The organism is Segatella oulorum F0390 (genome assembly GCF_000224615.1).
Taxonomy (GTDB): domain Bacteria; phylum Bacteroidota; class Bacteroidia; order Bacteroidales; family Bacteroidaceae; genus Prevotella; species Prevotella oulorum.
Genome location: NZ_JH114215.1, coordinates 873,385 through 897,773 on the forward strand (window position 1 = coordinate 873,385; position 24,389 = coordinate 897,773).

Consider the following 24,389-nt stretch of genomic DNA (forward strand, 5'->3'; position numbering starts at 1 on the left):
AACTTACCCCAACCAGCATCTTTCATATCTAAATAAATAACAAGATGAAAGAAGCACTTTTAACTTACGAAGAGTTGGTACAACTCAAACAAAATTACGAAATCGACTGGATCGAGTTTGTTAAACTCAGTGGCTACGCAGAAGAGTTTAGTTCATGGTGTAGTAGACAAAACTTAGAAGAAAGTGATAAAAATGCTTTCCTCTTCCTCGAAGACATAGAAAAGCAAGTGTTCAATCTTCAATAACGCTACAATATGAAAAAAAATTATTCTAACAGCACCAACTTTAAAAGTCAAGCAGACAAAGTTGCAGAGACTTTTTCCCAAATGATGATTTCAAGGATGGAAGAGATGAAAGGGAAATCATGGCAACAAGGATGGATTGCAGGAAAATCTTTGGGAGCAGCACCACAGAACCTCACAGGAAGAGAATATTCTGGTGGAAACTCCTTCTTCTTACAGCTGTATGCTGCTGCTAAGCAGTTTCAAGCTCCTATTTACATGACTTTTTTACAAGCTGAAAAAGAAAAGCTAAGTATAAAGAAAGGAGAGAAATCTATACCTATTGTTTATTGGGACTTAGTTATCAAAAATAAAGATGGAAAGAATGTTGAAAAAGATGAATATGGAAAACTTTCTACAGAGGAGAAAAAGTCGATGGATGTACAGCCATTACTGAAAGCATATAATGTATTTAATATCGACCAAACTAACTTAAAGGAAGTAGATGTCGAAAAATATAATAAGTTAGTTGATAAATTCCATGTAGAACCGAAAATTGACAAGAAAGGCATGTATGAAAATGCTGCTCTTGACCGCATGTTTGAGAAACAAGAATGGGTATGCCCTATCCATGTGGATAAACCTGAAAGGAGCGCTTATTATAACCCTTCAATGGACTATATCGCTATTCCGATGAAAGAACAGTTCAAGAAAGGAAACACACCACAAGAAATTTTTAAGGATGGAATGGCTTTTTATGGCACAGCACTTCACGAAATGGCTCATTCTACAGGACACGAGACACGGCTTAACCGCACGAAAGGCAATAGATTTGGAGATGCGAAGTATGCTAAAGAAGAACTTGTAGCTGAACTTACATCCGCTATGATAGGCAATTCTATGGGATTTGATAAACGGATTCTTAATAATAATGCCGCTTATCTTGATAGTTGGATTAATGTTTTGAAGCAGGAACCAAAGTTTATACTTTCCGTCATGGCCGATGTTAACAAAGCTTCGAAAATGATTTTAGATAAAGTTGAACGACAAAAAGTTGAACTTGGGAAAACGCAAGGTGATAACATCACGCGAAATGAGAAACAAGACATCGTTTTTGATGATGCAAGTATTTTCAAACTTAAAAATGGTGATTTTGCCATTAGAGCATCTGTAAATGGAGTTTCGTTAGGAACAAAAACAATCTCTTCGACAGAAGCACATTCCTATTTCTTAAAAGATAACTCACAAGAAAAAAATGCTTTTATGAAAAATTTACTTCATAAAACTTATTCCACAGAGTTAAAGTCTATGGAACAAAATAAGGTGAGAAGCCTTCATCTATAGTATTTCTTAACATAACAGAAAATGGAACGGTTAGACTTTAAAGCTCTCAAGGCGAAAGTTGGAGTTGACGACATTGCATATTCTCTTGGCTATCGGTTAGATAAGCGTGCCGGCGTTGGTGCATATATAGAGATGGTTCGTCAAGGGTCAAATGGGAAAGTGCAAGACACTATCATCATTAAAAACCCGAAGCATAAAGATGCACAGATGTTCTTTAGAAGAAGTGGTATTGGTGGAGGTGATGTTATAGCACTTATCAGGGAGAATATTCATGATTTCAATATCACTGGCAGAAATGAGTGGGATGTCGTATCAAAGGTTTTAGCTAAATTTGCTAACGAACCGCTGCCTGAAATTGCAAATAGTGCTTATTTGGATAAAGCAGGGTATGCGGAATATAAAAATTTCGATATAAACCGCTACGAAGTATATCCTGTAAAGGGACATGAGCAATATGCTTATCCTCTTTTCAAGCAGCGTGGATTATCCGAAAGCACAGTAAATGACTTTGCACCATTTTTATATAGAGTACGTAGCAAAGATAGCCAATATCCACATTTTAATGTAGGATTTCCTTATACAGAACCCGGAAAAGATAACCTTGTAGGGTTTGAAATTAGAGGGTTAGGAGGATTTAAAAGTAAAGCAGCTGGCACAGACAGTACTACTGGAGCTTGGATTGTAGATTTATCACAAAATAAAAATCCTTTTCAAAAAAAGAATATTTATTTTGCTGAGAGTGCTTTTGATATCATGGCTTTTTATCAAGCCAACAAGCAAAAGCTTGATAAGGAAAGTTCCATATTCGTATCTATAGGAGGAACTTTCTCTGATAAACAAATAACAGGTATCATGGAGCACTTTTCACAAGCAAGAGCTTATGATTGCTTTGACAATGATTTGCCAGGACGAATGTATGGCGTAAGAATGGCCGCATTATTAGAAAAAATCTCTCTAAAGATTTCCAGAGAGGGTGAAAATGTACATGTTACTGCAAAAAATAAAACATTTGATATTCCTGAAAGTAAGTTCAGTTTATCGGAAGTTTCAAAACTACTACAGTTAAGATATAGGGTGGGACAATTAAAAGCACCAACAGCTTTCAAAGATTGGAATGATGTCGTAATGAATAAACCTATTCGTGCAACAATATACCCAAATAGGTTTCAGCTTAATGAAAAAATGGGAAAGTCTAGTCTTTCTATGTAATTTCTATGATTATAAAGCCAAATATAAGAGAGTTCTTCGCAAGGGTTATAATTCCTATCATTGCTTGGCTTGCTGGAATTATATTGCTTGAAACTTTCCTCAAAACATATACATCCGTTATGCTTAGTATTGAAGGACTGTTGACCCTTATCATTTTAGTCTATGTATGTGGCACATACATTAGCATCTACTCTACAAAATGGGCTATAGATAAAGAAGTGATAAGTAGGACACATGGTATACTGGCAAAACGAAAAGACTATATAGAACTCTATCGCGTTGTTGATTATGCTGAAACACAAACTTTCACACAACTACTTTTTAGTGTAAAAACTGTTATCATCATGTCAACGGATAAAAGCGATAGCGAAATGGCAATTTGGGGCATTCCTAAGAAAAATGACGTAATTGCCCAAATACGAAATAAAGTAGAACAATGTAAAAAAGAAAAAAGAATTTATGAAATTACGAATCGTTAGTTGCATAATTTTACTGGGTACGGCTTTTGGTCACACTTATGCACAACAGACCGACCCTGCTCTCTGTGCTGCTGTTGAACAACAGACACTAATGTTACAATCACTTTATAATAAAAGAAACAAGACACAGCAGAAAATTATTGCAGCAGAAGCTGCAGTTACAGTCGCAATGGATAGGGTTCACCATGTTGAAAATAAAATGCTGGATTATTTATCTAATGTACAGGGAGCTATGCAAAACCTCTACCAAATCAAACGAGCCGGGGAATTAGTTGCAGTAGAAATTCCTAGCAATATTAAATTGGTAAGGCAATCCATTCCTGGCCATCTCAAAGGAACTGCTATTACGGCTCTCGTTTCAGATAGGATAAAAGATGTCACAATGGAAATGACAAGCCTATTACCCTTTATGAAGCAGTTAGTAACAAGTGGATCATATAATGTTGATGATGTTGATGAACATGGAAATTCTGTCACAAAATCCCATAAAGTGAACCTTCTAAACTCTGCCGAACGCTATTATGTAGCCAACAATATTGTTTCTAAATTAGAAAGTATAAATTTATCTCTATACTTGATGGCATGGGAAATTAGAACTTATTCATGGATGGCATTGTGGTATGGATTAGACCCCGATGGCTGGTTAGCTATCATGTCCGGGAAAAATATTGTTGAAGGACTTATCAATGATTGGAAATATTTATAAGAATATAAAAATATGAGAAAAAATCTATTTGGAATTGCAATCCTTGCAAGTTTATTATTTATAGGATGTACAGACGAGAAAGAAGAAATGATAGCATTTGCACAGAAAGATTTATCTGCAAAAGTAAGCTATCCTAAACAGCTGAAAATATTAGGTGTATCACAGCCTGATTCAGCCTTTGGGGACACCTATTATTCGAAATCTGAGGTCGAGGGGATTATGAAAATAATGAAATTGGTTACTACGTCCATATTGAAACGAACAAACAATATGACAAACTTTGATCCAAATGATTATTATGTAATGTCGCTAGCCTCACGACAAATGGCTACAACTGAAGAGATTAGAAAAATGGTACTCCAATCTGATAAAAAAGGAGAGTTCTCTGGCTGGAAAGTAAAAATTGATTATGAATGTAAGGACAAGAATGGACAGACCTATAGGGCTGAACGATGGTTCTTCTTTGACAAAACCTGCAAAAATATAACACGGACTTTTGAACTACCACTCCCTTGAATTTTATGTGCTAATATCTATTCATACATTCATATTTTAGACATAAGGGTATCACTTGAACTTATCCAAGCGATACCCTTTCTCTATGTACTATAAACGATAAAAGCTTTTCTGTATCTTTGCAAAAAAATGACAAATTTTCATTACCTCATTCGCAAAGATAAATGTCGTAGAGACAAAACATGGAATGTTCTAATATGCTTCTCTCATAACTCAGAAAGACGTTATATAGCAACAACCATGTATGTAACAAAAAAGCAATTAAACGATAAGTTTGAAATCAAAGATAGACACATAGTGAAGAAGTGTGAGACACTAATAGGAATATATCGAAAAATGATTGATGGACTATATCTCGAAATTAATGATATTCCTATCGATAATATTATAGAAATCCTTAAACACGGTAAAAAGAGTGATTATATCGATTTCATTGCATTTTCACGTGAATGGTGTCAGAACCACTCCTATATCAAAGGCATACGGAACTACACGTCTGCGATAAATGCATTATGTAAATTCTTTGACAGAAAGGAAGTTCCCATAGAAGAGATTACTGTCAAGAATATAAAATTCTTCGAAGACTATCTTAGAGATCGACCACGCGCCATGTCGCTTTATACTTCCACTATCGTCAAACTTTTTAAGGAAGCTCAAGATTACTATAATGACGAGGATAGGAACATCTATAAAATACGTCATAATCTGGAACGCTATAAAGCACCAAGACAAAGATATACTAAAAAGAGAGGATTATCTCCCGAAACTATAAGAGCTATTTTTCAACTCCCCTATGATAATATTAAGCAGAAAGGATTATCAAGTCGACATGATCTAGCAAAGGATTGTTTTATGCTCTCCTTTTGCTTACTCGGAATGAACAGTGCAGACTTATTCAACGCAGAAAATTTCGATGGCCAATACATCACATATCAACGTACAAAGACCAAAGATAGACGCTTTGACAGAGCAGAAATGGTTGTGCGCGTCCCTGACTTCATTCTCCCTTTAGTTCATAAATATAGAGGTGAAAATCGCATATTCAATTTTTATGAACGCTTCAAGTCTATGGCAGACCTAAACCGTTCCATAAATCTTGGATTAAAAGAAATAGGGAAAGTTATCGGTGTACCCAATCTACAATTTTACGCAGCACGCCACTCTATGGCATCTATTGCTGTGAATAAGGTTGGTATAGATAAATACACCGTTAATGATATGCTTAATCATATCGATCAATCAATGCGTACTACTGACATCTATATTGAAAAAGACTTTTCAAGAATAAATATAGCCAATGAAAAGTTAATGAAGTATATGTTTGATGATATTATGGGAAAGATTATACTATAGCAGCAAGTTAGCTCCGCTCGTATTCTCTTTTATGTAAGGTTATTACTTCTTTATTCACGCAAAACAAAAAGGCACTGCCCGCCTTCTTACAATGCTTAGAATAGAAGTAAATCACTTTACATAAGTGAATACCAGCTTCGCTAAAAACCCTTAAAACGCTACGCGGTTTTAATCCGGCAAGTAACACTATCACGACTTCAAAGTTGTGACAAAGTTACTTTTGGACGTTGGGAGAGCGGAAAAGTTATATCTTTAAAATGGAACAAATGGGAGAAAAAAGGTATAAATTAGTCCATAATATGGTTTGTGGTTCTGAATGTCGTGGGTTCGAGTCCCACCTTCCACCCAAACAAGAAGATAACGAGAATACAATATAAAATGTATTCTCGTTTATTTTTATTTCATAAGCTGCTTTTTCAAAATGTTACAATATACCTTTGGGTAACAAAAATGGATGCATCATGAAACTGATACATCCAAATTATGTTGGGATACTCGGACTCGAACCAAGAATGACAGGACCAGAATCTGTAGTGTTACCATTACACCATATCCCATTCTATACTGACAATAGAGCTATATTGCTAAATTGTGAGTGCAAAGGTAGTCTTTTTTTTGTTTGACTCCAAATTTTAGTATGGCTTTTTTCCAAAAACAATGAAAATTTGAAAAATAGACAATTTATAATAGAATTCCTCATTATAAATTATGTATCTTTGTGCGCTATATGCACTATTCAATAAAATTTCAAACAAAAGTTTAGATGGAAAAGACTGAAAAGTTAGTCGATACAATCATTAAAGGTGTTCAGGAGAAGAAAGGAGAAGAGATTGTGGTTATCAATCTTACAGAGATAGAAGGAGCTATTGCAAAATATTTCGTCATTTGTCAAGGAAATTCCCCTACACAAGTGGAAGCGATTGCGTCCTCAATTGGCGACATCGTACGTGAAAGTTTGCACGAAAAGCCTATTCATGTGGCAGGATTAGGGAATAATCAATGGGTTGCAATAGACTTTTCGGATGTGCTTGTACATGTCTTTCTTCCTGAAACCCGCACTTACTATAACTTAGAAATGCTATGGGAAGATGCGAAACTAACAAAGATCCCTAACTTAGATTAGCCCTTTGGCATAGTCTTTGATACTACAACTTTAAATATAAGAAACAGCTTTTAGTTATGGACAATAAGAATCATCTCTTTAACAGCCGCGACAACAGGGAACCAAAGATGCCCAAATTCAACATGAACTGGGTATTTATCATTGTTGCTATTGCCGCAGCTGCACTACTTTTTTCTGGTGGTGGCAATATGTTGGCCAGTGGAAATGCAAATACAACAGCATCTTACTCAAAATTTAAACAATATGTTGGCAAAGGTTACGCCAATCGTATAGAGATAAATAAGGAGAAGAGCACACTGAAGATGTACGTCAATCCAAAATACATACAAGATGTGTTCCATCGCAGTGCGAAGCAAGTTGGTGCACATCCCTATGTGAATGTTCAATTTGGTTCTGTCGATGAATTAGAGAAGTTCCTCACCTATGAGCAATCAAAAGGAAAGATTGTAGACTTCAGTTACGACAACGATGGTGGAAGTGGCCTCATCAATAACCTTCTATTTACATTTGGACCATTCATTCTTTTAGTAGTATTTTGGTTTTGGATTTCTCGCCGAATGGCAGGAGGAAATGGCGCTGGTCCAGGCGGTGGCATCTTCAATGTCGGTAAAAGTAAAGCAAAACTTTATGAAAAGGCCAACGAATTAGGCATAACATTTAAAGATGTAGCCGGTCAAGAAGGTGCGAAACAAGAAGTACAAGAGATTGTTGAATTCCTCAAAAACCCACAAAAATACACAGAGTTAGGCGGTAAAATTCCTAAAGGAGCATTATTAGTTGGTCCTCCAGGAACTGGTAAAACGCTGTTAGCAAAGGCTGTTGCAGGTGAAGCAGGTGTTCCATTCTTCTCGATGAGCGGCTCTGATTTTGTGGAGATGTTTGTAGGTGTTGGTGCCAGTCGCGTGCGTGATGTCTTTGCACAAGCCAAGCAAAAATCACCTTGCATCATCTTCATTGATGAGATAGATGCCGTTGGTCGCGCACGAAGCAAGAACCCTTCTATGGGTGGAAACGATGAGCGTGAGAACACATTGAATGCACTATTGACCGAGATGGACGGCTTTGGTACCAACAGTGGCGTTATTGTTTTGGCAGCAACCAACCGCGTAGACATGCTGGATCAAGCGCTCCTTCGTGCAGGAAGATTCGACAGACAGATTAATGTTGATTTGCCCGATTTGCCCGAAAGAAAGGCTATTTTCCAAGTGCATCTGCGTCCATTGAAGGTTGATAACACCTTAGATATAGACTTCTTAGCACGGCAGACTCCGGGATTTTCTGGTGCAGACATTGCAAATGTGTGCAATGAAGCCGCACTCATTGCCGCACGTCACAACAGCAAGACCGTAGGTAAGCAAGACTTCTTAGACGCTGTTGACCGCATTATCGGTGGCTTGGAAAAGAAAACCAAAGTGATGACAGCCTCTGAAAAGCGATCGATTGCACTCCATGAAGCGGGTCATGCCACAGTAAGTTGGTTTTGTGAGCATGCCGATCCCTTGGTGAAAGTGAGCATTGTACCTCGTGGACAGGCCTTAGGAGCAGCTTGGTATCTGCCCGAAGAGCGCCAAATCACCACCAAAGAGCAAATGTTAGATGAGATGTGCGCGCTATTAGGTGGGCGTGCTGCAGAAGAATTGTTCACAGGCCACATCTCAACAGGGGCAATGAACGATTTAGAACGAGCTACCAAGAGTGCATTCGGCATGATTGCTTTTGCCGGAATGAGCGACCGATTGCCCAATATTTGCTATTACAATAATCAGGAACAGTTCCAAAAACCCTATTCAGAAACAACGGCACAAGTGATAGATGATGAAGTACTGAAAATGATAAATAGCCAATATGAGCGTGCCAAACAGCTTTTAGAAGAACATAAAGAAGGACATAACAAATTAGCAGAGTTGCTCATTTCGCGTGAAGTTATCTATGCTGAAGACGTAGAAGCCATCTTCGGAAAGCGTCCTTGGATTAGCCGTGCACAAGAAATTATCAACGAAAATGAGGCCAATGCCCCCAAAATTGAAGATATGCCCGATTTCGTTCGCCAGGCAGAAGAAGAGCATCAGGCATCATTAAAGAAAGAAAACAACAATGAGTGAGAAACAAAAGAATTTAATTATCAGAGCCATTGTAGGTGCGCTCTTTGTGATTATCATGGTGGGTGGATTTTATAATCCGCACACCATGATTGCGTTATTTGCCGTGATTACAGGCCTCACCATTTGGGAGTATACGGGACTTGTCAATCAAAAGCCTCGCATTTCGGTCAATCGTTTCATCAGCACCATCGCCGGAGTTTATCTCTTTTTGGCGGTGGCAGCCCTTCGGGTTGGCATCATTACCAACTTTGTTGTGGTCATCCCCTACCTGCTTACGATTGTCTATCTACTGATCAGTGAGCTTTATTTGAAACAAGAAGACCCCATTAACGACTGGGCCTACACCATGCTTTCACAGCTCTACATTGCGCTTCCATTCTCCATGATTAATGTTTTAGCCTTTGAGCAAAGCAGCAATGGTGCAGGTTTTCAATATCATGCATTGCTTCCACTGTGCATATTTATCTTTCTTTGGCTTAATGATACCGGCGCTTATTGCAGCGGTTCACTCTTCGGCAAGCACAAACTGTTTCCGCGCATCAGCCCTGCAAAGAGTTGGGAAGGAAGCATTGGTGGTGGTCTTCTTGTGGTGATTGTGGCAGCCTGCATTGGCTATCATGCACAACAACCCGCAAATAGTGCACAACTCTCTATTTTGGGCTGGATAGGCTTAGGCTTAGTCGTTGTCGTGTTTGGCACTTGGGGCGACTTAGTTGAGAGCCTTTTCAAACGCACTTTGGGTGTGAAAGATAGCGGAAAGATTCTTCCCGGGCATGGAGGAATGCTCGATCGGTTTGACTCTTCACTCTTGGCAATCCCTGCTTCTGTTATCTACCTCTACACCATTCAACTCCTTTCATAAAAGTGTCTCAACGGACATTTTATAGAATTCAGCATATAACACATGCCTAAGATAACAAGGTGGTAGCTTCGTTCGCTCGATAAACAGCTGTCGTGCGTCCGCAAATCGCATTTGATAGGGACGATATTAATTCTTTAAAAAATGCTAAACAGCATACCTTTCTTACAGAAATGTTTGGCGAGTCGCCCTCTATACGTTATCTTTGCAACATGTTTTTCATGGTATTAGATTATTAAGGTTAAGAAGATTGGTTGTCGTGAGACAATCAATTTTTTTTATATCCTTAGCCTTCCCCATTCTTCTTATCTCCATAGGCCTACAGGAATTATGCTAAAGCATTTAGCACCTCATGACAAAACACTACTCAATGATGACACAATATCACTGTATTTGCACCATTATATCATAGCAATTACACTACAAAGTCATTGCTTTTATCGTGAAAACAAATAGCTTTTTATCGACTCTGTTTTTGATTTGAAAGAAATCGTTACACTAAACGGCTACACCATACCGTCTAAATGGCGTTTCATAGCTTGCAATTCATCGCGCACGGACATGAGTTTTTCGAGCACAACTGCTGTTTTTTCAACTCCCGAGCGATTGGCACTCAACATTTTTTTAGCAGCAGCTATTTTGAATCCGCGTACCTTAACAAGGTTATAAATGAGCTTAATCTGCTCCATATTCTGTTCTGTGTATAGGCGGATTTTCGTCCCCTCCTGTATTTTTGGACGCAAAATTGAGAATTCCTTTTCCCAATAACGCAAGGTGCTTTCAGTCACATCCAACTTTTGAGCTACCTCTTTGATGGTGAAATAACGCTTTAGATTTTTATTTTTATTCAGTGCCATAACCCGTTATCTTCTGTAAAACAAGGATTGTTTTCAGCGCAAAGATAGCAATTTTCTACAGATGGCCAGCTACCATCTCTAAACTTTTTTGTAACTTTGCGCTTGCTTTTCAGTATAGGAATACAATAAAAAATAAATAAAAAAATATGATGACAGCAAATGAAGTCCGCGAGTCCTACAAGAAGTTTTTTGAAGGCAAAGGACACAAAATAGTTCCTTCGGCACCGATGGTGATTAAAGATGATCCCACTTTGATGTTCACCAACGCCGGTATGAACCAATGGAAAGACATTATCTTGGGCACCAAAGACCCCGGAAAAGACGTGCGCCGCGTGGACTCACAGAAATGCCTTCGTGTGAGTGGAAAGCACAACGACTTGGAAGAAGTGGGGCATGACACCTATCATCACACCATGTTCGAGATGCTGGGCAACTGGAGTTTTGGTGACTATTTCAAAGAAGGTGCCATCGATTATGCCTGGGAATATCTTGTGGACGTACTGCATTTAAATCCCGAAGACCTTTACGTAACCGTGTTTGAAGGTTCAAAAGAGGAAGGGCTCTCACGCGACGATGAGGCCGCAAAATATTGGGCAAAGCACGTGAAGCCCGACCATATTATCAACGGAAACAAGCACGATAACTTCTGGGAGATGGGCGAAACTGGACCTTGTGGTCCGTGCACCGAAATCCATGTTGACTCAAGAACGCCCGAAGAGAAAGCCAAGATTCCCGGCCGCGAATTGGTGAACAAAGACAACCCCCAAGTGATTGAGATTTGGAATGTAGTGTTCATGCAATACAATCGCAAGGCCGATGGCAGCTTAGAGCCGCTCCCCATGCATGTCATCGATACCGGAATGGGCTTCGAACGCTTGGTGCGCATGTTGCAAGACAAGCACAGCAACTATGACACCGATATTTTCCAACCCATCATTCAGCAAATCGAGGCGCTGAGCCACCAACAATATGGCTTCACGACGCCGACAGGGAAGTTAGGCGAAGGCAGCACCGAACAAGAGAAAATCGACATTGCCATGCGTGTGGTGGCCGATCACCTGCGCGCCGTAGCGTTCTCCATTGCCGACGGACAACTGCCCAGCAATGCCAAAGCAGGCTACGTCATCCGCCGCATCTTGCGCCGTGCCGTGCGCTATGCCTACACATTTTTAAATCAGAAAGAGGCTTTCCTCTATAAATTGCTGCCCACCTTGGTGCATGAAATGGGTGCCGCCTACCCCGAATTGCCCGCGCAGCAGGAGCTCATCAGCCGCGTAATCAAAGAAGAGGAAGACTCGTTTCTGCGCACATTGGAAAAAGGCATCAACCTGCTCAACGCCGATATGGACGAGCTCACGGCACAAGGAAAGACCGAATTGCCCGGCACACAGGCCTTCCGCTTGTTTGATACCTACGGTTTCCCCTTCGACTTGACCGAGCTCATCTGTCGCGAAAAGGGATTCACGGTTGACGAAAAGGGCTTCGATGAAGAAATGGCTAAGCAGAAAGCACGTGCACGCAACGCCGCAGCCGTGGAAAATGGCGACTGGGAAGTGGTGCGCGAAGGCGAACAAGCGTTTGTGGGTTATGATTACACCGAGCACACCACCCACATTTTGCGCTACCGCAAAGTGACGCAAAAGAAGAACACTTTCTATGAGTTGGTGCTCGATTTCACCCCATTCTATGGCGAAATGGGTGGCCAGGTAGGCGATCAAGGTGTGCTGGTGAACGATGATGAGACGATTGAAGTGCTCGACACCAAGCGCGAAAACAACCAGAGCATCCACATCGTGAAGGCGCTACCGAAAAATTTGCAAGCCGAGTTCATGGCCTGCGTTGATACGGAGAAACGCAATGCCAGCGCCGCCAATCACACCGCCACTCACCTACTCGACTATGCTTTGAAACAGGTGTTGGGCGACCACGTGGAGCAAAAAGGCTCCTATGTTGACCCCACAACGTTGCGCTTTGACTTCTCGCATTTCCAAAAGGTGAGCGACGAAGAGTTGCGCCAAGTAGAACAGTTGGTTAACCAAATGATACGCGAAGATTTCCCCTTGGATGAGCATCGCGACACGCCTTTGGAAGAGGCGAAGGCCTTAGGTGCCATAGCCATCTTTGGCGAGAAGTATGGCGACAAGGTGCGCGTTGTGCGTTTCGGTCCGAGTTGCGAGTTCTGCGGCGGCATTCATGCCACAAGTACGGGTCGCATCGGCTTCTTTAAAATCATGTCAGAAAGCAGTGTTGCTGCAGGCATCCGCCGCATTGAAGCCCTGACAGGCAAGGCTTGTGAAGACGCCATCTATGCCGCAACCGACACCATGAACGATTTGAAAGCCATGTTCAACAACACCAAGGACCTCAAGGCTTCGATAGAGAAATTCATCAGCGAGCACGATGAGCTGCGCAAAGAGCTTGAGCGGTTCCAGGCGCAGGCCGTTGAACGCACAAAGGAGATGTTGCTCTCGCGCATCAAAGAGGTCAACGGCATCAGCGTCATCACGGCCGTGCTGCCCATAGAACCCGCAGCGGCAAAAGACCTTGTGTTTAAACTGCGTGAGGCCGTGCCCCAGAAATTGGTGGCCGTCATCGGCAGCACTGCCCACAACAAGCCCCTGCTCACGGTGATGTTCTCGGATGACATGGTGAAAGAGCATCAACTGAATGCCGGCCAAATCATTCGTGAAGCTGCCAAACTCATTCAAGGTGGCGGCGGCGGTCAACCCCACTATGCACAGGCTGGCGGCAAAAACATCGATGGCATGAACGCTGCCGTTGACAAGGTGATTGCGTTGGCCAACTTGTAAAAGGAGCGCTGCAAACAGGCGTATAACCGTCATCAAACGGTGAACGAGGGATGCACAAGCCGTGCATCCCTCGTTTTCATCTCCACATCAGCCCCATTTGTCGACCACAAGCTGCGCAACATCCTTGCAGTTCGGCCCTTGCCGCCTTCAGCAATCAAAATAGCGCTTGCAGGTGGACTGCAAAGGCTCAAAATAAAAATTTTAATGCTCGCAGCGTTACTGCAAGCACCAAAACATAAAAAATAATGCTCGCAGCGTTACTGCAAGCGTCAAAACATAAAAAATAATGCTCGCAGCGTTACTGCAAACGCCAAAACTAAAAGAATGTTACTTGCAGCGTTACTGCAAGCGTCAAAACTAAAAGAATGTTACTTGCAGCGTTACTGCAAACGCCAAAACTAAAAGAATGTTACTTGCAGCGTTACTGCAAACGCCAAAACTAAAAGAATGTTACTTGCATAGCTTATGCAAACGCCAAAACTTAAGGAATGTTACTTGCATAGCTTATGCAAACGCCAAAACAAAAAAATAGCACTTGCATAGCCTATGCAAACGCCAAAACAAAAAAAATAGCACTTGCATAGCCTATGCAAATGCCAAAACAAAAAAAATAACGCTTGCAGTCCGCCTGCAAGCGTTAGGAAGAAGCTGAGATAATGCTATTTCACGAGTTGTTGCAAGGTTTGTTTCACCTTTTCGGACAGCACCGTGCCCAGCACCACCTTTCCATCCCGCCCAATGACATAGAGCGAGGGAATCCAGCTCACGCTATAGGTTTTTGAGATTTGCGCCTCACGCATCTTCTTTAGCTCACTCACTTGCGTGTAGTGCATGCCATATTTTATCACGGCATTTTGCCACGCCGCGCGGTCGACGTCGAACGAGATGCCCACAAACACCACGCCTTTATCCTTGTATTCGCGATATAAGCGCACAATGTTGGGCGCATCTCTGCGACAGTCGGGGCACCAACTGGCCCAAAAATCGAGCACCACAACTTTCCCCTTCAGTTGACTCAACGAAAAGTTTTTTCCGGCCAGGGTGGGCAACGTGAAATCGGGTGCTGCGGTTCCAGGCTTCAACATGCCTGTAGCATACAGCAAATCGGCATCCTGCTCGGTGGTTTGCGCCTGCACAGCGGGAATGGCCAACAGGCATGCGGCCATCAATGCGGCCATTTTCAACATTTTCTTCATGTTTATTTTCCTTTCTTTTATCATGTTATTTTGTTTTTATCTCAATCGTCATCATCGGCGCCGTCAGCCATCTGCTGCTTAGGCCAATTCACCAAAAACAACTTCTCTGTGGCGCGTGTGAAAGCGGTGTAGAGCCAATGAATATAGTCGGGCGTGAGCATTTCCTCGGTCACATAGCCCTGGTCGACATAGACATGCGCCCATTGTCCGCCCTGCGCCTTGTGACAGGTCACCGCATAGGCATATTTTATTTGCAGCGCGTTGAAATAAGGGTCGGCCTTGAGTTTTTCTATGCGGTCGCGCTTTCGCGGAATGTCAGCATAGTCGGCCATCACCGATTCGTAGAGCCGCTCCTGCTGTTCATGGCTCAGCGCCGGAGATTCGGCAGTCAATGTGTCTAAGATGACGCGCTGTTGCAATTCCAACTGGTTGTAATCGGGGAATTGCAACCACACGTCGGCAAACAAAAAACCATGGCATTCGTGCACGTTGCGCACGCGCAATACCTTGGCACGGTCGCCGTTGGCGATGAATGAGAACTCGCCATTGTCGCCTGCCGGAACTGCGAGGTATTTGTTTTTCACCACCATTAAAAGGTCGCCCGAGCTGAGTTCTTCTTCGTATTCGAGCACCTGCCCGCGAATGCCTTTGTTAAACAGGTTGGCGCGTTTGTTACTCCGGGTGACCACCATCGTCTCTTCCTCGCCCACTTTGTAATAACTCTCGGACAGGGTTTCAATGAAATCGGCGCCGGAAAGGCGAACCACGTCGGCAAAACCTTGGAAATGAATGCGTGGAAAAGTGTTTAAGGTGAACGGCGCAGCAGCATCATCGTCTGAAGGTAGGAGCGCCCGAATCTGCGTGGCGTTGTATAGGATGCCGCTGTCCTGGCTCTGCCGCAGCACCTCTTTCAGGCTGCATTCATACACTTTCAGCCCCTTTCCTTCGAGCACATCGCACTGCAGTGCCGGAGCATCGTTTTCGCCAATGGGTGGAAGCTGCGCACCATCGCCAATCAGCAGCAAACGGCAATGATCGCCTTGATAGACATAGGCGATGAGGTCGGCTAACAAATCGCCCGACCCAAAACCGAAACTGCCGCTCGAATGAGTGCCTATCATCGAGGCCTCATCCACCATGAAGAGGGTGTTCTTATGCTTGTTCTCGGCCAAATTAAACTCGCCTTCGAGCCCCACATATTGCCGCTCGCGGTAGATTTTGCGATGGATGGTGCCTGCAGGCTGACCACTGTTCACCGAAAACACCTTGGCGGCGCGCCCCGTCGGAGCCAAAAGCGACAATTTCTGCCCCATGCGCAAAAAGGTTTTCACCATGGCGCTGGCCAACGATGTCTTGCCCGTTCCGGCCGAACCCCGCAAAATCATCACGCAGTTGTCCGACCTATCGGCCAGAAAATTGGCGAAGGTTTTTAACGCATGCAGCTGATCGTGCGTGGGGGTTAAACCAAATTCATGCACAATGGCATCAATAAATTCTTGTTTGCTCAAATTCGCTAACGTAAAAAGTTTTTTGTAATTTTGCAGCACCCGCAAGCATCGGCCGTGCCTCAAATAAAACAACTGATGCAAAGGTAGAAAGAATTATCGGAATGAAAATCAAACTCCATCACAATTTGCTCCTGGCTGGTTGCGCCCTTGTGGTGCTGCTGCTCTGCTTTTTCAGCCTCGAAGCGCCTATGCGTTTCGCCCGGGAACAGCAGCGTCGTGAGCAAATCATCCGTGTGCGTCTGCTCAAGATTCGCCAGGCAGAATTGGCCTATCGCCGCGTGCACCAGGTGTATGCCGGCACATTTCAGCAGCTCGTGCAGGATGGTTTTTTGGCCGATAGCTTGCAGTTCATTCCCTTTGGCAATGGTGCGAAATTCGATTTATCTGCCACCGTGCAAATCAGCAAAAGCGGACAACAGACGCCTTTGGTCGAATGTGGTGCGACGTATGACACCTACCTCGGCGATTTAGACGCCAATGCCGTGGCCAACCTCACCGAGAAAGCTTATGCAAGCGGGGCCTATGCAGGCATTAAATTGGGCGACATTGCTCAAAACGACACCCACCTTTCCATTCATCCCTAATCCTTTCAACGCATGAACGAAAACGCTCCCATCCACAAGATAGCCACCGTCACACTGCGCATTGCACGCAACAGCATGGCTTTTGCGACCCCTAACGAAACGGCCATTGGCGGCATCAGCTACGAACCTTACGTGGTGAAAAGTGGCATGTCGATGGCTGCCAATCTGCGCGAAGCCTTCTTGGAAAGCCCTTTGCTGCAAGGAGATTTTCAACGGGCACAGGTGCTGTTAGACAGTCCGGTGCTGCTTACGCCGTTAGAAGAATTCAACGCGCAAGATGCGGCACCACTTTTTCATTACACTTTCTTAGGCTACGAGAACGACGAACTGTTCAATACCGTGCTGCCGGCGCAGAAGGCCGTAGCCATTTACCCCATGAACAAGGATTTGAAGTTGGTGCTCACCGACCATTTTCGCGACCTTCGCATCATGCCGCTCATGCAACCCGTGTGGAGCCATGCGCATAAACGCAGCTTCGTTGGTATGCGCAAAAAGCTCTTTGCCTATTTCCGAGGCAAACAAATGGATACGTTTTGCTTCACACAAAACAGATTTCGCTTTGCAAATAGCTTCGAAATCTCCAACGAAAGCGATGCGGTCTACTTCCTTTTACACATTTGGAAGACCTTGGGCTACCATGCGCAAAATGACGAAATGCACCTCATGGGCAATCTCAATAACCAGATGAATTTGACGAAAGAACTCAAGGAATATTTGAAAAATGTATTTGTCATCAACCCATCGGCCGAGTTTAATCGTTCGCCCATCACGCAAATCAAGGGAATTCCCTTCGACATGATGACACTTTACATCAACGGACGATAAAACGATTTCCACATCATGAGAATTATCACTGGCCGCTATAAAGGCCTTCATTTCGACATTCCACGCACGTTCAAGGCGCGCCCGACGACAGATTTCGCCAAAGAAAATATCTTCAACGTGCTGCAAGGCTACACCGACTTCGACGGCAAAAGGGCGCTCGACCTCTTTTCCGGCACGGGAAGCATCTCCTTGGAATTGGCCAGCCGCGGATGTCAACAGGTGGTGAGCGTAGAGGCCGATCGCGACCACGCCGCTTTCATTCGACAATGTTTTGCGAAATTGGGCGCCGACAATCAGCTGCTCATTCGGGGAGATGTCTTCAAATTTCTGAAAACATGTCGCCAGTCCTTTGATTTTATCTTTGCCGACCCGCCCTACGCCCTGCGAGAATTGTCCCAAATCCCCGACCTTATCTTAGAAAGCACGCTGTTGAGACCTGACGGTCTCCTTGTGTTCGAGCATGGCAAAGACCACGACTTCTCGCAGCATCCGCGCTTCGTGGAGCATCGCCAATATGGCAGCGTCAACTTTTCTATCTTTCGATAGGAAAATATCCTTTCAAACCTCTTGCAGCATTGCGAATGGGCAAAGGCAGCCCTATCTATGGTGTATCACCACATTTACAAGTTGAAATCGACATGCAAAATTAACCCTCCAGTTCGTGGGTTAATATTCCCCCGCTAATCTTGCTGCCCGAAGACACAAAAGGCTGCAAGGCGAGGTTCGTCTTGCAGCCTTTATTTATCAGGGTTTGTGAGCAGACCTATCCTGCTTCTTCAGCCACTTTTTCTGCTTCGAAAGCGGCTAAGTCTTCGGCACGAAACGCCTGGATGTAGGCAGCCTTACCGATGACATGCTCTTCGGCCATGCGCACGTAGACGTTGGCGCTGTCGGCAAACAGTTCGGGCGCCTTCGAAGCATCAGCGATGATGAGCAGTGACATGATAATCTCGGCCGTCATGTCGTAGAGGCGACGCGCGAGGAAGTCTTTCTCGTCTTGTCCCTCGCTGCCATTTACCTTTGTCAACGCCTCTTCATAAAGCGCCACCATGTGGGCTATGCACGCCTGCAAAGGTTTCATAGCCTCACTAACGGTTTCGCCAAGCAGCTCTTTCATGATGGCGAGATAGGTACCGTTGGTGATGTAGCGTGCAGCAGCCACCACTTGCAACTGCGTGGTGCCTTCGTAGATGGAGAAGATGCGGGCATCGCGATAGAGGCGCTGTGCCTTGTACTCCATGATGAAGCCCGACCCGCCATGCACCGAGATGGCATCGTAGGTATTCTGGTTCACATATTCTGAGTTCATACCCTTTGCCACCGGCGTGAAAGCATCGGCCAGGCGATTGTATTTCTTCATCTCCTGACGCTCCTCGGGCGTGAGTTTACGTTCGCGCGAAATGTCGTCCAGCGCCTTGTAGAGGTCAACGTAGCGCGCCGTCATATAGAGCAGCGAGCGACCCGCGTCAAGTTTCGCTTTCATGCGCGAGAGCATGTCGTACACCGCAGGGAAAGTGATGATCTTCTTGCCGAATTGTGCACGTTCCCGAGCATAGGCCAAAGCTTCGTTATAAGCTTCCTGACTCACCCCCACACTCTGCGCAGCAATACCCAAGCGAGCGCCGTTCATCAAGGCCATGACATATTTGATAAGCCCTAACTTGCGGTCGCCCACAAGTTCGCATTTAGCGTTCTTATACACTAACTCGCAGGTGGGTGAGCCGTGGATACCGAGCTTGTTTTCGATGTGACGCACGTCGACACCACCATCGCGCTTGTCGTAGATGAACATTGAGAGGCCGCGGCCATCGCCCGTTCCCTCTTCTGAACGTGCCAAAACCAAGTGCAAATCGGAGTCGCCATTGGTGATGAAACGCTTCACACCATTGAGACGCCAAGTGCCGTCGGCATCCTGTGTGGCCTTGAGCATCACACGCTGGAGGTCAGACCCTGCGTCGGGCTCGGTCAAATCCATCGACATGGTTTCGCCGGCCGCAATGCGCGGAATGTATTTCTTACGCTGCTCTTCGCTGCCAAATTCATAAAGCGTGTCAATGCACGATTGCAACGACCAGAGGTTTTGGAAGCCACCATCGGCCGCAGCAATCATCTCGGATGCCATTGAGAACACCGTGTTGGGCAGATTCAACCCGTTGTAACGGCGTGGCATCGAAACGCCCCACAAGCCGGCTTGTCGCGTAGCTTCAAAGTTTTCGATCGTCTTCGAGGCATAAAGCATGCGGCCATTCTCCAAATGCGGTCCTTCTAAATCAACTGCTTCGGCGTTGGCAGCAATGATATTAGCCGCAACATCGCCCGTGATGTCGAGCATGCGTTTGTAGTTTTCAATTGCATCTTCATAGTTGATGGGCGCCTCGTCGTGAGTAGCCGCATCAGCATAGTTGCGTTCTTTCAACTCAACAATGCGCTTCATGAGCGGATGGTCGAGGTGGAATTCAATCTCAGGATGATCAGTATAATAATTTGCCATAATTGCACTATTTGGAATTTTGTTTATAGTATTTAATGAGTTTGGGAACCACTTCCTCCACGGTGCCACGAATGACGTAGTCGGCAATCTTGTTGATAGGCGCATCAGGATCGTTGTTAATCGAGATGATGATGCCGCTGTCTTGCATGCCGGCAATGTGCTGAATTTGGCCCGAGATGCCACAAGCGATGTAGACCTTCGGATGCACGGTGACGCCCGTCTGGCCTATCTGCCGGTCGTGATCTATCCAGCCCGCATCTACGGCTGCGCGACTTGCGCCCACTTCGCCATGCAGTTCTTTAGCCAATTTGAAGAGCAAATCGAAGCCCTCCTTGCTGCCCACGCCATAGCCACCGGCCACCACGATAGGCGCACCCTTGAGGTTGTGCTTGGCTGCCTCAACATGGCGTTCGATAACCTTCACCACATAGTCCTCGGCCGGCACATACTTCGCTACATCGGGATAAACCACCTCGCCCTTCGCCTGACCAGTATACAAAGCCTTTTGCATCACGCCCGAGCGCACCGTTGCCATCTGTGGACGATGGTCGGGGTTGACAATCGTAGCCACGATGTTACCACCAAAGGCCGGACGAATCTGATAGAGCAGGTTAGCATAGTGCTTACCCGTTTTCTTTTCGTCGTAGTCACCAATCTCGAGTTGCGTGCAATCGGCCGTCAAACCTGAAGTGAGCGACGAGCTAACACGTGGACCTAAGTCGCGACCGATGACCGTTGCACCAAGCAAGCAAATCTGTGGCTGCTCCTCCTTAAACAGATGGACGAGAATATCGGTGTGAGGCGCTGAGGTGTATGGGAACAGTCCCGCACCATCAAACACAAACAATTTGTCGACGCCATAGGGAAAGATTTGTTCTTCCACGTGACCTTTGATGCCCGACCCAGCTGCAATAGCATGCAATTCGACGCCCAATTGATTGGCCAATTTGCGTCCCTTGGTAAGCAATTCCTGCGAAACCTCCTGCACGGTGGTTCCTTCAATCTCGCAATATACAAATACGTTGTTCATCGTTGTTGTTTTGTCTAACCAATAATCTTTTCGTCTAACAATTCCCTCACCAAGCCCTCTACATCGGCATCACTGCCGGTGAGCGTCTGGCATTCCTTGGCTTGGAACACAATGTTTTGCACGGTTTTCACCTTGGTGGGCGAACCCGCCAAACCACATTGCGCCTCATCGGCTCCACAATCAGCAATACTCCATTGCCCGAGCGTTAGATAAGGGCGCCCTTCATAGAGCTTTGCCCAGGGTTCGTCACCCTTGCGCTCCATGGGGCAGGTGGCATATTTATATTTCATCACCCGCTTGATGTTGCAGGGACGAGCCGCAGCCGCACTGCCATTGACCGTGATGAGCACGGGCAGCGGAGCCTCAACGGTTTCCACACCGCCATCGATGGCACGCCGAATGGTAGCTTTGCCATCTTCGATTTTCACCACCTCCTCGGCATAAGTAACCTGGTTGAGCCCCAATTTCTGTGCCACCTGTGGCCCAACTTGTGCCGTGTCGCCGTCAATAGCTTGACGCCCGCCAATCACCAGGTCGACACCACCAATCTTTTCAATACCTTTAGCTAAGAAATAGGACGTGGCCAAAGTGTCGGCACCGGCACTCTTGCGGTCGGTGAGCAACCACCCCTCATCAGCTCCGCGATAGAGTCCTTGACGAATGATTTCACCGGCGCGGGGAGGTCCCATGGTGAGAATGCCCACAGTCGAACCGGGGTTTTGATCTTTAATACGTAGCGCTTGTTCAAGCGCATTCAAATCTTCGGGATTGAAGATAGCAGGTAAGGCCGCGCGATTCACCGTTCCTTCGGCGGTCATCGCATCCTTACCCACGTTTCGCGTGTCGGGTACTTGCTTAGCAAGCACAACAATTCTAAGTTTCATTGTATGATTGTTTATGAAGTATAATCTTTCTTAGTTGCCTCGCAAAAGTACACCTTTTTTGTCGCACAACCAAATAAAAAAGCATAAAAAGCCGTCTTGTGCAGTGGTTCAGCTGCGGTTTACACTACATATTATTGCTGTGGCAGGATGATAACTCCATTTTTCATGCTCCAATCTACGTAGCAACAGCTTCAATGTGCGTTTTTACACCTTATTATATATAAGAAGGCATAAACTGAGATATTTTGCAACCGAGTTGCAACTAACTTTCATTATTTTTGCAGTAGAAATCAATTCACAACTCCTATGGAACGAAAAAAAATCATCCAGCTCATAATCTCTGCTGTGCTACTCGCTGCAGCCATGACCATTGAGCACATGCTTTCACTGCCGATGTGGCAATTGCTACTCATCTATCTGCCGGCCTATCTGCTCGCTGGTTACGAAACACTCGCCGAAGCGTGGGAGGGCATTATTGAGCGCGAACCCTTTAATGAAGATTTGCTCATGAGTGTGGCCACGCTCGGTGCCCTGCTTATCGGTTTTCTGCCCGGTGGCGAGCCTGAAATGGCCGAGGCCGTGTTCGTGATGCTGTTCTTTCAGGTGGGCGAACTCTTTGAAGATTATGCCGAAGGGCAAAGCCGGCGCTCCATTTCGGCGCTCATAAACCTGCGTCCGGACGAAGCCCATGTGGAACGTGCTGGGCAGTTACTCACTGTAGTACCTACCGACGTGGCCGTGGGTGAGTTGATGGTGGTGCAACCCGGTGAGAAGGTGGCGCTTGATGGCGTGGTGGTTGAGGGAAGCTCGACGCTCAACACCGTAGCGCTGACAGGCGAGAGTATGCCGCGCAGCGTGGCCATGGGCGATGCCATCTTTTCGGGTTGCATCAACCGCGAAGGGCTGTTGCGCGTGAAGGTGACAAAACCGTTTGGCGAGTCTACCGTGTCAAAGATCATCGCGCTTGTCGAACGTGCCGCCGCCAACAAGTCGAAACGCGAGACGTTCATTGCGCGCTTCGCCAAGATTTATACACCCATCGTGGTCTATTTGGCCTTGGCGCTGGCCGTGCTCCCGCCGCTGTTGTCGGGCGACTTTGCCGGCAGTTTCCCCCTGTGGCTCAACCGTGCACTCACGTTCCTCGTGGTATCATGCCCTTGTGCGCTGGTGCTCTCCATTCCACTCACCTTCTTCGGCGGCATCGGTGGCGCCTCGCGGCAAGGAATCCTTATCAAAGGAGGCAACTACATTGATGCGCTGGCTAAGGCTGCAACCGTGGTATTCGATAAGACGGGCACGCTCACGCGGGGCGTATTCAGCGTAACAGCAGTGCATCCGGCGGATCTCAGCGAGCACGAACTGCTCCATCTCGCCGCCCATGTGGAGCGCTTTTCTACCCATCCCATTGCCCAATCGTTGCGCGAGGCCTTTGGCAACGAGGCTGATGGTTGCACGGTGGAGCAAACCGAAGAGATAGCTGGGCAAGGCATCCGCGCGCGGGTCAACGGCAAGCTGGTGTGCGTGGGCAACACCAAACTCATGGACAGCGTGGGCGCTCATTGGCGCGCCTGCCATCTCACGGGCACCATAATTCATGTGGCTGTAGAGGGCGTTTACATGGGGCACATCGTCATCGCCGATGAGTTGAAGCCCGATGCTGCTGCAACCATCGCGCAACTCAAAGCCATGGGCGTGCAGCAAACCGTAATGCTCACCGGCGACCGCCACGACGTGGGGCAGCAGGTAGCACGCGAGCTGCACATCGATCAGGTGGCAGCCGAGCTTATGCCTGCCGACAAAGTGGCGCATGTGGAGCAGCTCATGTGTCAGAAACGTGCCGACGGTAGTCTGCTCTTCGTGGGCGACGGCATCAACGACGCGCCCGTGCTGGCTCGTGCCGACGTGGGTATCGCTATGGGCGGACTCGGTTCCGATGCAGCTATCGAAGCCGCCGACGTGGTGCTCATGGACGACAAGCCGTCGAAGGTGGTGCGCGCCATCAGCCTCGCCCGACAAATCATCGCCATCGCACATCAAAATGTAGCCTTCGCCATTGGCGTCAAGGTGGCTGTGCTCGTATTGGCCACATTCGGGTGGGCCAGCATGTGGATGGCAGTCTTTGCCGACGTGGGCGTCACCTGTTTGGCTGTGCTCAACGCCATGCGCACCCTTCGCCTCAAAGGATAAATGCCGTCCGAAGCACATCACTTTGTGTACCACATGCCTTTCACCCACGAAAAATCCAATGTTTTTATCCAATTTTTAAGATAATAGCAAAAAAAAGAGAGTAGT

Annotated in this window: 21 protein-coding genes and 1 tRNA gene; 15 read left to right on the forward strand and 7 right to left on the reverse strand. The window is 45.7% G+C overall.

Annotation, left to right across the window (positions count from 1 at the left end; translation table 11 throughout):
• Nucleotides 1–44 precede the first annotated feature (44 nt).
• The 7 genes from HMPREF9431_RS03745 (at nucleotide 45) to HMPREF9431_RS03775 (ending at nucleotide 5,828) form a co-directional block, all read left to right on the forward strand.
• Nucleotides 45–245, forward strand: coding sequence for a hypothetical protein (locus tag HMPREF9431_RS03745; protein WP_004379792.1), 201 nt, complete (start codon nucleotides 45–47; stop codon nucleotides 243–245).
• A gap of 9 nt (nucleotides 246–254) precedes the next feature.
• Nucleotides 255–1,565: an ArdC family protein gene (locus HMPREF9431_RS03750; protein ID WP_004379793.1), complete on the forward strand. Its 1,311-nt coding sequence runs from the start codon at nucleotides 255–257 to the stop codon at nucleotides 1,563–1,565.
• Between the two features lie 21 nt (nucleotides 1,566–1,586).
• Nucleotides 1,587–2,774, forward strand: a complete 1,188-nt coding sequence (locus tag HMPREF9431_RS03755) for a toprim domain-containing protein (RefSeq protein WP_004379794.1) — start codon at nucleotides 1,587–1,589, stop codon at nucleotides 2,772–2,774.
• 119 nt (nucleotides 2,775–2,893) lie between these two features.
• Nucleotides 2,894–3,253 (forward strand): PH domain-containing protein, encoded by a 360-nt coding sequence (locus HMPREF9431_RS11965; RefSeq protein ID WP_155812969.1) that lies wholly within the window; start codon nucleotides 2,894–2,896, stop codon nucleotides 3,251–3,253.
• Entirely contained in the window at nucleotides 3,234–3,959 is a 726-nt protein-coding gene (locus HMPREF9431_RS03765; protein ID WP_004379796.1) for a hypothetical protein, read from the forward strand. Before HMPREF9431_RS11965 ends, HMPREF9431_RS03765 begins: the two co-directional genes overlap by 20 nt.
• 12 nt (nucleotides 3,960–3,971) lie before the next feature.
• Nucleotides 3,972–4,475 (forward strand): hypothetical protein, encoded by a 504-nt coding sequence (locus HMPREF9431_RS03770; protein ID WP_004379797.1) that lies wholly within the window; start codon nucleotides 3,972–3,974, stop codon nucleotides 4,473–4,475.
• Between the two features lie 129 nt (nucleotides 4,476–4,604).
• Nucleotides 4,605–5,828 (forward strand): tyrosine-type recombinase/integrase, encoded by a 1,224-nt coding sequence (locus HMPREF9431_RS03775; RefSeq protein WP_004379798.1) that lies wholly within the window; start codon nucleotides 4,605–4,607, stop codon nucleotides 5,826–5,828.
• Between the two features lie 486 nt (nucleotides 5,829–6,314).
• Here HMPREF9431_RS03775 and HMPREF9431_RS03780 read toward each other — a convergent pair.
• Nucleotides 6,315–6,385, reverse strand: a tRNA-Gln gene (locus HMPREF9431_RS03780).
• A 206-nt stretch (nucleotides 6,386–6,591) separates the two neighbouring features.
• On the opposite strand from HMPREF9431_RS03780, the gene rsfS reads away from it, so the two are divergent.
• The 3 genes from rsfS to HMPREF9431_RS03795 are packed head-to-tail and all read left to right on the forward strand — an operon-like array spanning nucleotide 6,592 to nucleotide 9,915.
• On the forward strand, nucleotides 6,592–6,951 hold the full coding sequence (gene rsfS / locus HMPREF9431_RS03785) for a ribosome silencing factor (protein WP_004379799.1): 360 nt from the start codon (nucleotides 6,592–6,594) through the stop codon (nucleotides 6,949–6,951).
• 56 nt (nucleotides 6,952–7,007) lie between these two features.
• Nucleotides 7,008–9,053 (forward strand): ATP-dependent zinc metalloprotease FtsH, encoded by a 2,046-nt coding sequence (ftsH, locus tag HMPREF9431_RS03790; RefSeq protein WP_004379800.1) that lies wholly within the window; start codon nucleotides 7,008–7,010, stop codon nucleotides 9,051–9,053.
• A complete protein-coding gene (locus HMPREF9431_RS03795) occupies nucleotides 9,046–9,915 on the forward strand; it encodes a phosphatidate cytidylyltransferase (RefSeq protein WP_004379801.1) in 870 nt (289 codons plus the stop codon). The genes ftsH and HMPREF9431_RS03795 overlap by 8 nt, the downstream gene beginning before the upstream one ends.
• 503 nt (nucleotides 9,916–10,418) lie before the next feature.
• On the opposite strand, the gene HMPREF9431_RS03800 is transcribed toward HMPREF9431_RS03795, so the two are convergent.
• Nucleotides 10,419–10,769 carry a MerR family transcriptional regulator gene (locus HMPREF9431_RS03800; RefSeq protein WP_004379802.1) on the reverse strand — a complete coding sequence of 117 codons (351 nt, stop codon included), beginning with the start codon at nucleotides 10,767–10,769 and terminating at the stop codon, nucleotides 10,419–10,421.
• 146 nt (nucleotides 10,770–10,915) lie between these two features.
• On the opposite strand from HMPREF9431_RS03800, the gene alaS reads away from it, so the two are divergent.
• Nucleotides 10,916–13,579, forward strand: coding sequence for an alanine--tRNA ligase (gene alaS / locus HMPREF9431_RS03805; RefSeq protein ID WP_040560804.1), 2,664 nt, complete (start codon nucleotides 10,916–10,918; stop codon nucleotides 13,577–13,579).
• 659 nt (nucleotides 13,580–14,238) lie between these two features.
• Here the strand turns inward: alaS and HMPREF9431_RS03810 are convergent.
• Nucleotides 14,239–14,775, reverse strand: a complete 537-nt coding sequence (locus HMPREF9431_RS03810; protein WP_004379804.1) for a peroxiredoxin family protein — start codon at nucleotides 14,773–14,775, stop codon at nucleotides 14,239–14,241.
• A gap of 41 nt (nucleotides 14,776–14,816) precedes the next feature.
• The gene (locus tag HMPREF9431_RS03815) at nucleotides 14,817–16,283 is read right to left on the reverse strand and encodes an ATP-dependent DNA helicase (RefSeq protein WP_040561105.1); all 1,467 of its coding nucleotides are present in this window, start codon (nucleotides 16,281–16,283) and stop codon (nucleotides 14,817–14,819) included.
• 101 nt (nucleotides 16,284–16,384) lie between these two features.
• Between HMPREF9431_RS03815 and HMPREF9431_RS03820 the strand changes: the two genes are divergently transcribed.
• From HMPREF9431_RS03820 to HMPREF9431_RS03830, 3 genes are read left to right on the forward strand one after another with little or no spacing between them, the layout of a single operon-like run.
• Entirely contained in the window at nucleotides 16,385–16,867 is a 483-nt protein-coding gene (locus HMPREF9431_RS03820) for a hypothetical protein (protein WP_004379806.1), read from the forward strand.
• 12 nt (nucleotides 16,868–16,879) lie between these two features.
• Nucleotides 16,880–17,692, forward strand: a complete 813-nt coding sequence (locus tag HMPREF9431_RS03825; RefSeq protein WP_004379807.1) for a DUF3822 family protein — start codon at nucleotides 16,880–16,882, stop codon at nucleotides 17,690–17,692.
• Nucleotides 17,693–17,707: 15 nt separating this feature from the next.
• A complete protein-coding gene (locus tag HMPREF9431_RS03830; protein WP_004379808.1) occupies nucleotides 17,708–18,238 on the forward strand; it encodes an RsmD family RNA methyltransferase in 531 nt (176 codons plus the stop codon).
• Between the two features lie 217 nt (nucleotides 18,239–18,455).
• On the opposite strand, the gene HMPREF9431_RS03835 is transcribed toward HMPREF9431_RS03830, so the two are convergent.
• The 3 genes from HMPREF9431_RS03835 to HMPREF9431_RS03845 are packed head-to-tail and all read right to left on the reverse strand — an operon-like array spanning nucleotide 18,456 to nucleotide 22,097.
• A complete protein-coding gene (locus tag HMPREF9431_RS03835; RefSeq protein WP_004379809.1) occupies nucleotides 18,456–20,183 on the reverse strand; it encodes an acyl-CoA dehydrogenase family protein in 1,728 nt (575 codons plus the stop codon).
• A gap of 7 nt (nucleotides 20,184–20,190) precedes the next feature.
• Complete coding sequence (locus tag HMPREF9431_RS03840; RefSeq protein WP_004379810.1) at nucleotides 20,191–21,213, reverse strand: electron transfer flavoprotein subunit alpha/FixB family protein; 1,023 nt, start codon at nucleotides 21,211–21,213, stop codon at nucleotides 20,191–20,193.
• A 14-nt stretch (nucleotides 21,214–21,227) separates the two neighbouring features.
• Entirely contained in the window at nucleotides 21,228–22,097 is an 870-nt protein-coding gene (locus HMPREF9431_RS03845) for an electron transfer flavoprotein subunit beta/FixA family protein (protein ID WP_004379811.1), read from the reverse strand.
• 306 nt (nucleotides 22,098–22,403) lie between these two features.
• On the opposite strand from HMPREF9431_RS03845, the gene HMPREF9431_RS03850 reads away from it, so the two are divergent.
• Entirely contained in the window at nucleotides 22,404–24,284 is a 1,881-nt protein-coding gene (locus HMPREF9431_RS03850) for a heavy metal translocating P-type ATPase (RefSeq protein WP_004379812.1), read from the forward strand.
• Nucleotides 24,285–24,389: the final 105 nt, after the last annotated feature.

Bases quoted from the DNA above. Each gene is read 5' to 3' on its own strand.
- HMPREF9431_RS03800 (WP_004379802.1), bottom strand. From the start codon at position 10,769: ATGGCACTGAATAAAAATAAAAATCTAAAGCGTTATTTCACCATCAAA.
- HMPREF9431_RS03830 (WP_004379808.1), top strand. From the start codon at position 17,708: ATGAGAATTATCACTGGCCGCTATAAAGGCCTTCATTTCGACATTCCA.
- HMPREF9431_RS03755 (WP_004379794.1), top strand. From the start codon at position 1,587: ATGGAACGGTTAGACTTTAAAGCTCTCAAGGCGAAAGTTGGAGTTGAC.
- HMPREF9431_RS03765 (WP_004379796.1), top strand. From the start codon at position 3,234: ATGAAATTACGAATCGTTAGTTGCATAATTTTACTGGGTACGGCTTTT.
- rsfS (WP_004379799.1), top strand. From the start codon at position 6,592: ATGGAAAAGACTGAAAAGTTAGTCGATACAATCATTAAAGGTGTTCAG.
- alaS (WP_040560804.1), top strand. From the start codon at position 10,916: ATGATGACAGCAAATGAAGTCCGCGAGTCCTACAAGAAGTTTTTTGAA.
- HMPREF9431_RS03835 (WP_004379809.1), bottom strand. From the start codon at position 20,183: ATGGCAAATTATTATACTGATCATCCTGAGATTGAATTCCACCTCGAC.
- HMPREF9431_RS03850 (WP_004379812.1), top strand. From the start codon at position 22,404: ATGGAACGAAAAAAAATCATCCAGCTCATAATCTCTGCTGTGCTACTC.
- HMPREF9431_RS03825 (WP_004379807.1), top strand. From the start codon at position 16,880: ATGAACGAAAACGCTCCCATCCACAAGATAGCCACCGTCACACTGCGC.
- HMPREF9431_RS03775 (WP_004379798.1), top strand. From the start codon at position 4,605: ATGACAAATTTTCATTACCTCATTCGCAAAGATAAATGTCGTAGAGAC.
- HMPREF9431_RS03750 (WP_004379793.1), top strand. From the start codon at position 255: ATGAAAAAAAATTATTCTAACAGCACCAACTTTAAAAGTCAAGCAGAC.
- HMPREF9431_RS03810 (WP_004379804.1), bottom strand. From the start codon at position 14,775: ATGAAGAAAATGTTGAAAATGGCCGCATTGATGGCCGCATGCCTGTTG.
- HMPREF9431_RS11965 (WP_155812969.1), top strand. From the start codon at position 2,894: ATGCTTAGTATTGAAGGACTGTTGACCCTTATCATTTTAGTCTATGTA.
- HMPREF9431_RS03840 (WP_004379810.1), bottom strand. From the start codon at position 21,213: ATGAACAACGTATTTGTATATTGCGAGATTGAAGGAACCACCGTGCAG.
- HMPREF9431_RS03820 (WP_004379806.1), top strand. From the start codon at position 16,385: ATGAAAATCAAACTCCATCACAATTTGCTCCTGGCTGGTTGCGCCCTT.
- HMPREF9431_RS03795 (WP_004379801.1), top strand. From the start codon at position 9,046: ATGAGTGAGAAACAAAAGAATTTAATTATCAGAGCCATTGTAGGTGCG.
- HMPREF9431_RS03845 (WP_004379811.1), bottom strand. From the start codon at position 22,097: ATGAAACTTAGAATTGTTGTGCTTGCTAAGCAAGTACCCGACACGCGA.
- HMPREF9431_RS03770 (WP_004379797.1), top strand. From the start codon at position 3,972: ATGAGAAAAAATCTATTTGGAATTGCAATCCTTGCAAGTTTATTATTT.
- ftsH (WP_004379800.1), top strand. From the start codon at position 7,008: ATGGACAATAAGAATCATCTCTTTAACAGCCGCGACAACAGGGAACCA.
- HMPREF9431_RS03745 (WP_004379792.1), top strand. From the start codon at position 45: ATGAAAGAAGCACTTTTAACTTACGAAGAGTTGGTACAACTCAAACAA.